The sequence below is a fragment of the Tsukamurella hominis genome (genome assembly GCF_965137015.1).
GTDB classification, from domain to species: domain Bacteria; phylum Actinomycetota; class Actinomycetes; order Mycobacteriales; family Mycobacteriaceae; genus Tsukamurella; species Tsukamurella hominis.
Genome location: NZ_CBCRZG010000001.1, coordinates 512684 through 525879, shown reverse-complemented (window position 1 = coordinate 525879; position 13196 = coordinate 512684). Strand labels below are relative to the sequence as shown.

11 protein-coding genes and 3 tRNA genes are annotated in these 13196 nt (G+C 71.7%); 2 read left to right on the top strand and 12 right to left on the bottom strand.

Features of this window, described 5'->3' with window-relative positions; genetic code table 11:
* The first annotated feature begins 31 nt into the window (after positions 1–31).
* Complete coding sequence (locus ACM9LD_RS02550; RefSeq protein WP_415675239.1) at positions 32–1186, top strand: N-acetylmuramoyl-L-alanine amidase; 1155 nt, start codon at positions 32–34, stop codon at positions 1184–1186.
* Between the two features lie 19 nt (positions 1187–1205).
* The gene (locus ACM9LD_RS02545; RefSeq protein WP_415675217.1) at positions 1206–1604 is read left to right on the top strand and encodes a phage holin; all 399 of its coding nucleotides are present in this window, start codon (positions 1206–1208) and stop codon (positions 1602–1604) included.
* 52 nt (positions 1605–1656) lie between these two features.
* Here the strand turns inward: ACM9LD_RS02545 and ACM9LD_RS02540 are convergent.
* From ACM9LD_RS02540 to iolC, 12 genes are all read right to left on the bottom strand, one after another.
* Positions 1657–1729: transfer RNA gene (locus ACM9LD_RS02540), tRNA-Glu, on the bottom strand.
* A 69-nt stretch (positions 1730–1798) separates the two neighbouring features.
* A tRNA-Glu gene (locus ACM9LD_RS02535) sits at positions 1799–1871 on the bottom strand.
* 38 nt (positions 1872–1909) lie between these two features.
* Positions 1910–1981, bottom strand: a tRNA-Gln gene (locus ACM9LD_RS02530).
* Between the two features lie 92 nt (positions 1982–2073).
* Positions 2074–3600 (bottom strand): glutamate--tRNA ligase, encoded by a 1527-nt coding sequence (gene gltX, locus ACM9LD_RS02525; protein WP_415675216.1) that lies wholly within the window; start codon positions 3598–3600, stop codon positions 2074–2076.
* A gap of 36 nt (positions 3601–3636) precedes the next feature.
* Positions 3637–4512, bottom strand: a complete 876-nt coding sequence (locus ACM9LD_RS02520) for a sugar phosphate isomerase/epimerase family protein (protein ID WP_415675215.1) — start codon at positions 4510–4512, stop codon at positions 3637–3639.
* A gap of 8 nt (positions 4513–4520) precedes the next feature.
* Positions 4521–5543: a Gfo/Idh/MocA family protein gene (locus tag ACM9LD_RS02515; protein ID WP_415675214.1), complete on the bottom strand. Its 1023-nt coding sequence runs from the start codon at positions 5541–5543 to the stop codon at positions 4521–4523.
* Between the two features lie 56 nt (positions 5544–5599).
* Positions 5600–6544 carry a sugar phosphate isomerase/epimerase family protein gene (locus ACM9LD_RS02510; RefSeq protein WP_415675213.1) on the bottom strand — a complete coding sequence of 315 codons (945 nt, stop codon included), beginning with the start codon at positions 6542–6544 and terminating at the stop codon, positions 5600–5602.
* 45 nt (positions 6545–6589) lie between these two features.
* On the bottom strand, positions 6590–8539 hold the full coding sequence (gene iolD / locus ACM9LD_RS02505; RefSeq protein WP_415675212.1) for a 3D-(3,5/4)-trihydroxycyclohexane-1,2-dione acylhydrolase (decyclizing): 1950 nt from the start codon (positions 8537–8539) through the stop codon (positions 6590–6592).
* Positions 8536–9480, bottom strand: coding sequence for a 5-deoxy-glucuronate isomerase (gene iolB / locus ACM9LD_RS02500; RefSeq protein ID WP_415675211.1), 945 nt, complete (start codon positions 9478–9480; stop codon positions 8536–8538). The genes iolD and iolB overlap by 4 nt, the downstream gene beginning before the upstream one ends.
* A 59-nt stretch (positions 9481–9539) precedes the next feature.
* Positions 9540–11048 (bottom strand): CoA-acylating methylmalonate-semialdehyde dehydrogenase, encoded by a 1509-nt coding sequence (locus tag ACM9LD_RS02495; protein WP_415675210.1) that lies wholly within the window; start codon positions 11046–11048, stop codon positions 9540–9542.
* 34 nt (positions 11049–11082) lie between these two features.
* A complete protein-coding gene (locus ACM9LD_RS02490; protein WP_415675209.1) occupies positions 11083–11994 on the bottom strand; it encodes a Cgl0159 family (beta/alpha)8-fold protein in 912 nt (303 codons plus the stop codon).
* On the bottom strand, positions 11987–12964 hold the full coding sequence (gene iolC / locus ACM9LD_RS02485) for a 5-dehydro-2-deoxygluconokinase (RefSeq protein ID WP_068521472.1): 978 nt from the start codon (positions 12962–12964) through the stop codon (positions 11987–11989). The genes ACM9LD_RS02490 and iolC overlap by 8 nt, the downstream gene beginning before the upstream one ends.
* Positions 12965–13196: the final 232 nt, after the last annotated feature.

Sequence of the window (13196 nt, the reverse complement as noted above, 5' to 3'; positions counted from 1 at the left end):
GACCACCCCCGACGNCGCGAACGGAGTCGCCATGTCCCCCGCACCCGCCTACACCGAGGTCGACCGGATGGGCGACTCGCGCTCGTCCCGCAACGGCGCCGTGATCCGGAACTTCCTCCTGCACACCGAGGAGGGGAACAGCACCGCCGAGCGCCTCGCCGCCTACTGCAACGACGCGGCGCACGGCGCGAGTTACCACTACACCGTGCGCGACGGCGTCGTCTGCGACGTCGTCGACACCGATTTCGCCTCGTGGAGCGTGCTCAGCGCGAATCCGTACACGATCAACCTGTGCTTCGCGGGCAGTCACGCGGGTTGGTCCCGCGCGGATTGGCTCGAGCGCCGCGACGACCTCACGATCGCGGCGTGGCTCGCGGTCGCGGACGCCCGGAAGTACGGCTTCGCCGCGACGGTCATCGCGCCGCCGTACCGGGTCACCGAGGGCATCAGCGATCACCGGTACGCCACCCGCGCACTGGGCATCGGCGACCACACCGACGTGGGCGACGGCTTCCCCTGGGACCTCTTCGCCGCGGACGTCGCCGCGTTCACCGGCGCTGCGGCTCCCGCGGTCGGCGCTCCGGCAGACGGTGCCGCAGGTCCGGCCGCCGCGCGCCCGGCGCCCGTCCCGCCGCCCCTCGACGCCGCGGCGCAGGCAGAGGCCGCGATCGGGGCCGTCGCGGCCCGGGCCGCCGACTGGCTCGGCCCGCGGAAGGACCTCGTCGCGGTCGCCTGCCCCGACGGGCGCGGCTGGTTCGCGGCCTTCCGGGGCGGCACCGTCTACTGGACCGCCCTCACCGGCGCGCATGCAGTGCCGACCCGGCTGCTGGAGTCCTACACCTCCTACCAGCGGGAGACCGGCCCCCTCGGCTATCCGGTGGTCGACCACACGGAGCTGCCGGACGGGCAGGTCGAAGCCTTCGAGCGCGGGGTGCTCTACCGCCGCCGGGACGCGGCGCAGGGTTTCTTCGTCGCGGGCACCATCGGCGCCCGCTGGGCGCGCGACGGGTACGAGAAGGGCCCCCTGGGATGGCCCGTCTCATCGGAGATGCGGCTCGCCGACGGCGGCGTCCGGCAGGACTTCGAACACGGGCGGCTGTACTGGTCGCCCGACGGGACGACGGTGGTCGGCGGGGCGGTCGCCGCCGAGCCGCCCGCCGCGGCCGGCGCCGCACCTGCGGCCTGACACCGGAGAGGTGGAGATCATGGAAGAGACCAGGAGCCGGATCCTCCCGCGGAGGATCCCCGAATCGGTCCGGCGCGCGCTGTACGCCACCGCGGGCCCGCTCGTCACGCTGCTCGCCGCGGGCGGCCTCATCCCGGGGAACCAGGCCGCCGCCTGGACCTCGCTGGTGATCGCGGCCGTCACGCTGCTCATCGCTGTGGTCAACTGCGAGTCCCGCTGGCGCAACGCCGTCTACCTCACCACCGCGGCGCTCCAGGCCGTGCTGCAGGGCTACGGCATCGGCACGGACGCGACATGGGCGGCGATCGGCGGCCTCGTGGTGTCCCTGCTGGGGATCGGGCTGGCCGCGGCGTTCACGCCGTCGGGGCTGGCCGAGGAGAACCGCACCGCACCGCCGCGCGCCGTGGCGGTGGGATAGCGACGGGGAGGAACGACGAAGGCCCGGATCGCATGATCCGGGCCTTCCGTTGTACCCCCGATGGGATTCGAACCCACGCTACCGCCGTGAGAGGGCGGCGTCCTAGGCCGCTAGACGACGGGGGCTAGAACTCCTGCCGACGCGCGCGAGGCGCCTCGACGATGTCGATGAAGGTAGCACACCTGCATCGAACGTACCCCCGATGGGATTCGAACCCACGCTACCGCCGTGAGAGGGCGGCGTCCTAGGCCGCTAGACGACGGGGGCTAGGACTGCGCCCTCCGCACGCGGAGGGCGCTGTCACGCTGGCCTACCAGGACTCGAACCTAGAATGGCTGAACCAGAATCAGCTGTGTTGCCAATTACACCATAGGCCAATGACTCTCCCCGAGATCGTTTCCGACCTCGTTTTGAGCCGCGATCCAGCTTACCCAGCCGCACTGGGAACGCCAAATCGCCAGGTCATCCCCTACTGCGGCGCGGCACCGTCGGCGGGCACCAGGGCGCGGGCGGCAGCGAGCCGGCCCAGCGTCCGGTCCCGGCCGAGGAGCTCGAGCGACTCGAACAACGGAGGGCTGATCGGCGAGCCCGTGACGCCCACGCGGATCGGGGCGTAGGCCTTGCGCGGCTTGAGCTCGAGCTCGTCGATGAGCCGGCCCTTGAGGGCGCCCTCGATGGCCTCGGTGGTCCAGTCCGTGAGCCCGTCGAGCGCGGCGATGCTCTCGTCGAGCACCTGGCCGGCGTCGGCCTTGATGTTCTTCGCAGCGGCCGCGGGATCGACCTCGAAGTCGGCCTCGTCGACGTAGAGGAACTTCAGCAGATCCCAGGCGTCCGAGAGCACCACGATGCGGGTCTGCACGAGCTCGGCGGCGGTCGGGAACTCCGCGCCGAGGCGCGCACCGTCGACGAAGCCCCGCTCGACGAGGAAGGCCCGCAGGCGCGCCTCGAAGTCCTCGGGGGCGAGGAGGCGGATGTGCTCGGCGTTGATCGCGTCGGCCTTCTTCTGGTCGAAGCGCGCGGGGTTCGAGTTCACCCGGTGCACGTCGAAGGCGGCGATCATCTCGTCGAGACTGAAGACGTCGTTGTCGGCCGAGATGCCCCAGCCGAGCAGCGCGAGGTAGTTGAGCAGCCCCTCCGGGATGAAGCCGCGGTCGCGGTGGTGGAAGAGGTTGGACTCGGGATCGCGCTTGGAGAGCTTCTTGTTGCCCTCCCCCATCACGAAGGGCAGGTGCCCGAACTCGGGGGTGCGCTCGGCGACGCCGATCGCCTCCAGCGCCTCGTACAGCGCGATCTGCCGCGGCGTGGAGCTGAGCAGGTCCTCGCCCCGCAGGACGTGCGTGATCTTCATCATCGCGTCGTCGACGGGGTTGACCAGGGTGTACAGCGGGTCGCCGTTCGCGCGCGTGAGGGCGAAGTCGGGGACACTGCCCGCGGCGAAGGTGGTCTCGCCGCGCACCATGTCGTTCCAGGTGAAGTCGTGGTCGGGCATCTTCAGCCGCACGACGGGGCTGCGGCCCTCGGCGAGGTAGGCGGCCTTCTGCTCGTCGGTGAGGTCACGATCGAAGTTGTCGTAGCCCAGCTTCGGGTTCCGGCCGGCGGCGACGTGCCGCGCCTCCACCTCCTCCGGGGTCGAGAAGGCCTCATAGGCGTAGCCGCCCTCGACGAGGCGCCGCACGACGTCCAGGTGCAGGTCCTTGCGCTCGGACTGCCGGTAGGGGCCGTACGGCCCGCCCACCTCGGGCCCCTCGTCCCAATCCAGGCCCAGCCACCGCAGCGACTCGAGGATCGCGGCGTAGCTCTCCTCGCTGTCGCGGGCGGCGTCCGTGTCCTCGATCCGGAAGACGAAGGTGCCGCCGGTGTGTCGCGCGTGGGCGAAGTTGAACAGCGCGGTGCGCACCATGCCGACGTGGGGCGTGCCGGTGGGCGACGGGCAGAAGCGCACGCGGACGGACCCGGGCGCGGCGGCGGTCGACGGTGCGGCGGAAGACTCAGTCACGACGTCCAGCGTAGTCGCCGCGCACGGCACGCCCGCTCACGCGTGCGCCGCGACCAGCGACCGGATCTTCTCGAGTTGCAGCGCGGAGACCTCGTCGGCGCGCTCGTCCTCGGCGAAGACGTTGGAGCAGATGATCGCGTCCTCGCGGGCGAGGAACCCGGAAGCGCCGAGGTGGCCGAACAGCTCGTCCCAATCCACATCGCCGTCGCCGATCGTGAGGTGCTGGTGCACGCGGACCGCGTTGCCGGGCGGGTTGGTGATGTACCGCAGGCCGTGCGAGCGGCGGTGATCGAAGCTGTCCGCGGCGTACACCGCGCCGAGCCGCTCCCCCAACTGCGGGATGAGCGCGGCCGCGCGGTCGCCGTAGTGGAAGGTGTGGCTGCCCACGTACACGAAGCCGACGGCCGGCGTGTCCAGCCCGCGGATGATCCGCCAGGCCTCGAGCCCGTCCTCGACGAAGTCGTCGGGGTGCGGGTCGAAGTTCAGCGTCACGCCCTCCCGCTCGAGCAGCGGAACGAGCTCCTCCATGCTGCGGTAGAAGCCCGCCTCGGACTCCTCCGCGCGCTCGGGCCGGCCGCTGAACTCGGTGTTGATGACGGGAACCTCGAGCTCCGCGGCGATCGCGATGATGCGCCGGAAGTTCCGGACCCCCGCCTCGCGCTGCGGCTCGTCGGGCCACGAGATGCGCTGCACCGGGAGCAACGACGTGATCCCGACGCCCGCGTCGGCGGCGCGCTTACGCACGCGCGCGAGCTGCGCCCGGTCCACGCGCGGGTGCGCGAAGAACGGGATGAAGTCGGCGTGCGGGGTCAGCTGGATCCACTCGTAGCCGGCCTTGGCGGCCACGTCGAAGAAGTCCTCGAAGTCGTGCGTCGCGTGGTACGGCGTGGGATCGAGAGCGATGCGGACCACGACGCCCCCTAGGCGCGCTCGGCGTAGAACGCCGGCATCTCGGAGAGCTCGACGGGCACGGGGCCGGTCGTCTCCAGTGCCTGGACGCCGGCGGCGCAGCACACGGCCACCTTGTAGCCGTCGAAGGCCGACGGCCCGGCGATGGTGCCCGCCTTCGCAGCGTCGACCCAGGCCTGCACCTGGCGGTCGTAGGCGTCGCGGAACCGGGTGGTGAAGTCCGCGTGGTCGGCGACCGAGAACCGGCCCTGCTGCCACATCTGCAGGCCCGCGGGCTCGCCGATGCGGGCGACGCCCTGCTCGAAGACGGCCTCGGTCTCGACCTGGTAGCCGAACGCGATGGAGACGTTCATCTCGACATCGACGAGCACCCCGTTGTCGAGCTCCATGAGTACGAGGATCGGCTCGCGCAGGTGCTCCGGGCTCCGCGAATTACGGCGCGGGTACTTCACTTCGACCGAGGTCACGACGCCGCCCGCCAGCCACGGCACGACGTCGAACTCGTGCACCACGGAGTCGTTGATGAGCATGGTCTGCACGTAGCTCTCGGGCACCGAGGCGTTGCGGTGGCGGGCGTGCAGCATGACGAGCTCGCCGGCGGGCTTGGCGGCCACCACCTTTCGCAGCTCCTCGTACTCGCGATCGAAGCGGCGCATGAAGCCGACCTGGATCAGCTGGCGGCCGCCCGCCATCTCGGCCTCGACGACGCGCCAGGAGGACTCGGGGTCCTGGGTGAGCGGCTTCTCGCAGAGCACGGGCAGGCCGGCGGCGAGGACCTTCAGCAGCGCGTCCTCGTGGAACTGCCCGGGGGTGGCGACGAGCACGCCGTCGACGACGCCCGAAGCGAGGGCCGCGTCGAGGTCGGCGAAACCGGCGGCGCCGGGCGCGAGTCGGAGGGCGGCGGCCCGGCGGGCCTCGTCGGGCTCGACGACCGCGGAGACGGACGCCCCCGCGGTGATGGTGGCGATGCGCTTCACGTGGTCGGCGCCCATCATGCCGGCGCCGACCACGGCGACGCGGAAGTCGTTGGTCATCTGTGGGTGTCTCCTTGCGGGGCTTCGGGGTCCGAGCTCGATGCCCGGGTTCGGGATCAGCGGGTGCGGGTGAGCGGGTGGCAGCCGAAGATGTGCTGCCGAGTTCGGGTGGCGATGCCCGCGGGGAGGTCGATGTCGCAGCCGGGCATGTCCTGCTCGACGATGGCGAACAGGTCCGGGTTGATGCGCAGCGCCGCCTCGATGACGGGCGCGAAGTCCGGGATCCCGTTGGGCGGCTCGACCATGATGGCGGAGGCGGCGTCGGCGAACGGGGTGTCGTTCTTGAGCACCTCCCAGATCAGCGCCGGGTCGATCTGCTTGAGGTGCAGGTAGCCGATGCGCTCCGGGTGGCGCTGCATGAGGGCCACGTTGTCGCCGCCGTAGTAGGCGAAGTGGCCGGTGTCGAGGCACAGGTTGACGTACCGCGGGTCCGTCTCGGCGAGGAGGCGCTCCACCTCGCCGGTGGTGCCGACGTGGCTGTCGGCGTGGGAGTGGAACTGCTGCTTGATCCCGTACTCCTCCGCCAGCGCCTTTCCGAGCCGGTCGTGGCCGGCGGCGAGCGCCTTCCACTGCTCGTCGTCGAGAGTGCGGGACTCGAGGGCCTCGCCGGTGAGATCGGAGCGCCACAGGTCGGGGATGACGACGATGTGCTCGGCGCCCAGGGCGCCCACGAGGGTGGCGACGTCGCTCACCTGCTTCCAGGCGCGGTCCCACTGGTCGGCGCCCTTGTGGAAGCCGGTGAAGATGGTGCCGCCGGACAGCTCGAGGTCGCGCTTGGCGAGCTCGTCGCGCAGGCGTTCGGGGTCGGTCGGCAGGTAGCCGTAGGGGCCGAGCTCGATGTAGTGGTAGCCGGCCTCGGCAACCTCGTCGAGGAAGCGGTCCCACGGGGTCTGGCGCGGGTGGTCGGCGAACCAGACGCCCCACGAGTCGGGGGCGGTGCCGATGCGGAGGCCCTCGGTGTGGGCGGCGGCGGAGGCGGTCGTGCCCAGGGTGTCGGTCATGACGGTGGTCCTTACGTCGGATCGTGAGAGTGGTGGGGCGAAGGCTCAGCCGAGCAGCGGCCGCTGCGCCTTCTGCTGGTCGAGGTACTCGGCGCGCGCGGTGACGGTGCTGTCGATCGTGGACACCGCGGCGACCGGGACGTCCCACCAGCCGTTGCCTTCGGGGGCGTAGACCAACGGGTCGTTGTGGATCTGGATGACGGTGGGGCCGGTCGCCGCCTTGGCGGCGCGGACGGCCTCGGTGAGCTCCGCGACGGAGTCCGGTCCGGGCGCGATGTCGATGACCCGCGCGCCGTAGCTGCGCGCGTTGGCCGCCAGGTCGACAGGCAGGAACGCGCCGCGCTCGAGATCCGGTGCGGGGACGCCGCCCGACTCGTCCGCGGTGCGGTACCGGGTGCCGAAACGCTGCGAGCCGACGGTCTCGGAGAGGTGGCCGATCGAGGCGTAGCCCTGGTTCTCGACGATGACGACGATGAGCTTGATCCCCTCGGCGACGGCGGTGACGAGCTCGCTGTTGAGCATGAGGTAGGAACCGTCGCCGACCATGACGACGACGTCGCGGTCGTCACCGAGGGCGAGCAGCCCGCGCTTCGCGCCGAGCCCGCCCGCGATCTCGTATCCCATGCAGGAGAAGGCGTACTCCACGTGATAGCCGAGCGGGTCCCGCACCCGCCACAGCTTCTGCAGGTCGCCCGGGAGGGAGCCCGCGGCCTGGATGATGACGTCGGCCGGGTCCATCGCGGCGTGCACCGCGCCGATCACCTCGGGCTGGCCCGGTAGGTCGGCCCCGGTGGGCGCGAGGGCGACGTCGACGATCGCGTCCCAGTCCGCCTTGGCCGCAGCGGCCGCGGCGACGGATTCCGCGGGAACGCGGTAGTCGGCGAGTTCCGCGCGCAGCGCGGCGAGGCCCTCGCGGGCGTCGGAGATGAGCGGCAGCTGCGAGCCGTGCTTGTAGGCGTCGAACGAGGCGACGTTGAGGTTCACGAAGCGCACGCCGGCGTCCTGGAAGGCCGTGCGGCTGGCGGTGGTGAAATCGCTGTACCGGGTGCCGATCCCGATGATCACGTCGGCCTGCGCGGCGATGGCGTTCGCCGCGGCTGTGCCGGTGGCGCCCACGCCGCCGAGGTTCAGCGGGTGGTCCCAGGCCAGCGCGCCGCCGCCGGCCTGCGTGGTGCCGACGGGGATCGACGTGGCCTCCGCGAACCGGCGCAGCTCGTCCTCCGCGCCCGCGTAGAGGACGCCGCCGCCGGCGACGACGAAGGGGCGCTTCGCCTCCCGGATCGCCGCGACGGCGCGGGCCAGCGGGCCGCGCTCGGGCAGGGGCCGGCGGAGGTGCCACTCACGGTCCGCGAGGAACTCCTCGGGAACGTCGACGGCCTCGGCCTGGACGTCCTCGGGCAGAGCGATGGTCACGGCGCCGGTCTCCGCCGGGTCGGTCAGCACCCGCATCGCGGCCAGCGCGATGGAGAACAACTGCTCCGGCCGCTGCACCCGGTCGAAGAACTTCGAGAGGGGCCGGAAGGCGTCGGAGACCTGCAGCCCGATGTCGTGCGGGTGCTCGAGCTGCTGCAGCACCGGATCGGCGACGCGGGTGGCGAAGGTGTCGGAGACCAGGAGCAGTGCGGGCAGGCGGTTGGCGGTCGCGAGCGCGGCGCCCGTGAGCATGTTGGCGGCGCCCGGGCCCACGGAGGCGGTGCACGCGTAGGTGCCGCGCCGCCGGTGCATGCGGGCGTAGCCGACGGCCTGGTGCACCATGGCCTGCTCGTTCCGGGCCTGGTGGTAGGGCATGAGCCCGGCGTCGGTGGTCGCGCACTGCAGCAGGGCCTGGCCCACGCCGGCGACGTTGCCGTGGCCGAAGATGCCGAAGGTCGCGGGGACGGTGCGCTCGCGCACGGTGCTCACCGTGCCGTCGGCGTGGGCGATCTCGTCCACGGTCCACTGGTGCGCCAGGAACTCGATGAGGGCCTGGCCCACGGTCATCCGCCGGGTGCTCATCGCTCGTCTCCTTCGGTCCGTGCGGCCGCGTAGGGCAGCCGCGGGTCGGTGGCCTGCGTGGGCCAGGTGTCCCGCAGCCAGGCCTGGCGCGGGTCGTCGCTGATCAGCCAGACCCGTTCGGGGTCGGGGCCGGCCATCACGTTGAGGTAGTAGAGGTCGTACTCGGGGGCGGCCATCGCGGGGCCGTGGTAGCCGAAGGGCACGAGGGCGATGTCGCCGGTGCGGACGAGGGCGTTGGTGTCGATCTCCCCGGCCGCCGACGAGTAGGTGACGAAACTCCCGAAGGCGTCCGCGGTCTCGGGCACGGTCCCGGCGGGCAGGCCGCGGGCGGGCGCCGCCTCGAAGTAGTAGATCTCCTCGAGCCGGGATTCGTGGCCCGCGACGTGCTCGTCGTGCTTGTGGGCGGGGTGGCTGCTCCAGTTGCCACCGGGGGTGATCACCTCGCACACGATGAGGGCGGCCGCGTCGAGCGCGCCGGGCGTGCCGAAGTTGTGCACCTGCCGGGTGTCCCGGCCGGCGCCGCGCAGCTCGACGGGGACCTCCGCGGCGGGGATGTACCGCGTGGAGCGGCGCTGCGACGTGGGTGCCTCGGCGATCGCGATGCGCGCGGTTCCGCGCACGGTGAATCCCCCACCGGCGCCGACGTACAGGACGTCGGTGGGACCGTCGAAGACCGACGCGCGGCCCGCGAGGGCCACGGACGGCGCACCGTCGAAGCTCGCGCCGGCGGCACCGTCGAGCTCGACGTGGCACCCGCCCGAGAGCGGCACGACGATGCGCTCGATGTCGCCGCCGGGCAGCACGACCGGCGCGTCGCCGAGGTCCGCGATGCGGATCCCGGTGTGCGCCCAGCCGGGCAGGGAGCCGTCGACCACCGATTCCCACCCGTCGCGCGCCAGCGCGCCTCGGGCGTGGAACCATTCGTTGGGCGTCGTCGCCATCGCCGTCCTCTCCTGTTTCCGTCCTCGCGGACGATGGTGCTGCCGGAATGAAGTCCGCGTCAGTCGTTCCGAGGGAATCCCAGGTCGACGCCGCCGTGGCTGGGGTCGAGCCACCGGCTCGTGATCGCCTTGAGCTGGGTGAAGAACTTCACGCCCTCGGCGCCGTGCGCCTTGGTGTCGCCGAACATCGAGTCCTTCCAGCCGCCGAAGCTGAAGGTGGCCACGGGGACCGGGATCGGCACGTTGATGCCGACCATGCCCACGCGGATGTCCTTCTGGAACCGGCGGGCGGCGCCGCCGTCGTTGGTGAAGATCGCGGTGCCGTTGCCGAAGGCGCCGGCGTTGATGAGGTCGACGCCCTCCTCGTACGAGGCGACACGCACGATCGCGAGCACGGGGCCGAAGATCTCCTCGGTGTACACCCGGGAGGTGGTGGGCACGCGGTCGATCAGGGTCGGACCGAGCCAGAAGCCCGCCGCATCGCCGTCCGGGGTCACGTCGCGACCGTCGACGACCACGCTCGCGCCGTCCGCGACGGCGACGTCGATGTAGGAGGCGACCTTGTCCCGGTGCGCCTGCGTGACGAGCGGCCCCATGTCGCAGCCGCGGCGGCCGTCGCCGATGCGCAGCCCGGCCATGCGATCGGTGATCTCCGCAATCAGCGCGTCCGCGACGGGCTCGACGGCGACGACGACCGAGATGGCCATGCACCGCTCGCCGGCCGAACCGAAGCCGGCGTTGATCGCGGCGTCGGCCGTGAGGGCGAGGTCGGCGTCGGGCAGCACCAGCATGTGGTTCTTGGCGCCGCCGAGGGCCTGGACCCGCTTGCCGTGCGCGGTGGCGGTCTCGTAGACGTACCGGGCGATGGGCGTCGAACCGACGAAGGAAACGGCGGCGACGTCCGGGTGGGTCAGCAGTCCGTCGACGGCCTCCTTGTCGCCGTTGAGCACGGTGAACACGCCCTCGGGCAGGCCCGCCTCGCGCCACAGCTCCGCCATCCAGATCGCGGCCGACGGATCCTTCTCGCTGGGCTTGAGCACCACCGCGTTGCCCGCGGCGATCGCGATCGGGAAGAACCAGGCGGGCACCATGGCGGGGAAGTTGAACGGGCTGATCACCGCGACCACGCCGAGCGGCTGGCGGGTGGAGTAGACGTCGATCCCGGAGGAGACCTGCTCGCTGTACTCGCCCTTGAGGTGATGCGCCATGCCGCAGGCGAATTCGACGACCTCCTGGCCGCGGCTGATCTCGCCGAGAGCATCGGAGAGGACCTTGCCGTGCTCACTGGTGATGATCTCGGCGAGCTCACCCTTGCGGGCGTTGAGCAGCTCGCGGAAGGCGAAGAGCACCGACTGGCGCTTGGCGAGGGAGAGCTCTCCCCAGCTGTCAGCGGCCTTCTTGGCGGAGGCCACGGCGGCGTCGATCTCGGCGCGATCGGCGAGCGCGACCCGCTTGGTCACGACGCCGAGCGCGGGGTCGTAGACGTCGGCGGTGCGGCCGCTGGTGGACGGGTACTCGGCGCCGTCGATCCAGTGCGGGACGACGGTGAGGGTCTCGGTGGTGGTCATGGAGCGGCTCCTTCGCGGAGGTGGATGCGGGTGGTCAGGCGCCGTGCACGAGGCCGGCGGCGGTGTCGACGGCGGCGGTCACGTCGCCGTCGCGGGGGTAGAGCAGGGTGCGGCCGACGACGAGGCCGTGCACGCCTGGCAGGGCGAGCGCCTTGGCCCACGAGGCGTAGACGGCAGCGGGGTCGCCGCCCGGGTCGCCGCCGAGGAGCAGCGTGGGCAGCGTGGTCGCCGCCATGACGCGTTCCATGTCGTCGACGACGGGGAGCTTGAGCCAGCTGTAGGCGGAGGTGTTGCCGAGGCCGGAGGCGATGGCGACCGAGTTGATGACGGCCTCCGTCGAGAGGTCGTTGCCGATCTTCCCGCCGGTGCGGCGGCTCATGAAGGGCTCCAGCATGATCGGTAGCTTCGCGGCCGCCGCGGCGTCGACGGCGCGGGCCGTGGCCTCGAGCGTGACGACGGTACCGGGGTCCTCGAGGTCGACGCGCACGAGCAGCTTGCCGAAGTCCAGGCCGCCGCGCCGCATCGAGGGAACGTCGTAGGCGGTGTACCGGTCGTCCATCTCGAACGCCGCGCCGCGCAGGCCGCCGCGGTTCATGGAGCCGACCACGATCTTGTCGTCGAGTAGGCCCAGCAGCGCGAGGTCCTCGACGACGTCGGGGGTGCCGAGCACCCCGTCGACCCCGGGGCGGGAGAGGGCGAGCGCCATCCGCTGCAGCAGGTCGTACCGGTCGGCCATGGCCATCGCGTCGGAACCGACGCCGAGCGCGCCGCGGGCGGGGTGGTCCGCCGCCACGATGAGCAGCCGGCGGTCGCCGCGGACGAGGGGGCGGCGGATCCGCGCGCCGAGCACGTCGGCGATGGCGTCGGGGTTCTCGTGCCGGGCGGCGCGCAGCCGGTCGAAATCGCCCGCCGTGAGCGGGCCGGTGGTGCGGGCGGTGTCAGACATGATTGTTGTCCCGTTCCTCGATGACGGACTCCACCTCGTCGGTGGTGGGCATGGCGGTCGAGCATTCGCGGCGCGAGGCGACGATGGCCCCGGCGACGTTGGCGAAGCGCAGGACCCGCTCGAGCGGCCAGCCCGCGAGCAGGCCGTGGCAGACGGCGCCGCCGAAGCCGTCACCGGCGCCGAGGCCGTTGATCACGTCGACGAAGTGCGGTGCGACCTCGACACTCTCGTCCCGGGTCTTCGCGAGGACGCCCTTGGGGCCCTGCTTCACCACGGCGAGCTCGACGCCGCGCTCCAGCAGGGCGTCGGCGGCGCGGCCGGGCTCGGTCTCGCCGACCGCGACCTCGCACTCCTCGCGGTTGCCGATGGCGACGGTGACGTGCTCGAGGGCCTTGCCCACCTCCTGGCTCGCGACCTCGGCGGACTCCCAGAACATCGGCCGGTAGTCGAGGTCGAGGACCGTCAGCGGGGCGCGGCCGCGGGCGTTCCACGCCGTGTGGTGCGCGGAGCGGCTGGGCTCGCGGGAGAGCCCGGTGACGGTGGCCCAGAAGATCTTCGCGGAGCGGATCGCGTCGAGGTCGAGCGCGTCGTCGTCCAGCATGAGGTCCGGCGCGATCGGGTCGCGGTAGAAGTAGAGCGGGAAGTCGTCCGGCGGGAAGATCTCGCAGAAGGTGACGGGGGTGTTCAGGCCGCGGACCTCGCCCACGTACCGGTCGTCGACGCCGAGGCGCACCAGCTCCTGATGAACGAAGCGCCCGAACGGATCCGCGCCGGTCGCCGTGATGACCGCGGACCGTCGGCCGTGACGGGCCGCGGCGACGGCGACGTTGGTCGCGCTGCCCCCGAGGTACTTGCCGAAGGTCTCGACGCGATCGAGTCCGACACCGTCCTGCAGGGGGTAGATGTCGACCCCGACCCGCCCGATGGTGATCAGGTCGAACGGGGCACCGTGGGTACCGGCGTCAGTCATGTGGGAGGCCCTCCTTAGCCTGGTCCCGGACGAGACGTGGATCACTCCCGCTCGTTTGTCCTGTCAATCTAACAGAAGGAGGCGACATTCATCAATAGGCTTCTAGCTGCGGAAATCCCCCGGTCCGCGGCATCACAGATCCACAAGAAGCGCCGGCTACCGGCTGACATGGGCGCCATATGTGCGGACATAGACCTGATCGCACCGCAAGGGGCGATTGTACGAACAAACG

What these genes read in the sequence shown, in the direction of transcription:
- ACM9LD_RS02550 (WP_415675239.1), top strand. Translation starts at nt 32, where the DNA reads ATGTCCCCCGCACCCGCCTACACCGAGGTCGACCGGATGGGCGACTCG.
- ACM9LD_RS02545 (WP_415675217.1), top strand. Translation starts at nt 1,206, where the DNA reads ATGGAAGAGACCAGGAGCCGGATCCTCCCGCGGAGGATCCCCGAATCG.
- ACM9LD_RS02515 (WP_415675214.1), bottom strand. Translation starts at nt 5,543, where the DNA reads ATGACCAACGACTTCCGCGTCGCCGTGGTCGGCGCCGGCATGATGGGC.
- ACM9LD_RS02510 (WP_415675213.1), bottom strand. Translation starts at nt 6,544, where the DNA reads ATGACCGACACCCTGGGCACGACCGCCTCCGCCGCCGCCCACACCGAG.
- iolD (WP_415675212.1), bottom strand. Translation starts at nt 8,539, where the DNA reads ATGAGCACCCGGCGGATGACCGTGGGCCAGGCCCTCATCGAGTTCCTG.
- iolB (WP_415675211.1), bottom strand. Translation starts at nt 9,480, where the DNA reads ATGGCGACGACGCCCAACGAATGGTTCCACGCCCGAGGCGCGCTGGCG.
- ACM9LD_RS02495 (WP_415675210.1), bottom strand. Translation starts at nt 11,048, where the DNA reads ATGACCACCACCGAGACCCTCACCGTCGTCCCGCACTGGATCGACGGC.
- ACM9LD_RS02490 (WP_415675209.1), bottom strand. Translation starts at nt 11,994, where the DNA reads ATGTCTGACACCGCCCGCACCACCGGCCCGCTCACGGCGGGCGATTTC.
- iolC (WP_068521472.1), bottom strand. Translation starts at nt 12,964, where the DNA reads ATGACTGACGCCGGTACCCACGGTGCCCCGTTCGACCTGATCACCATC.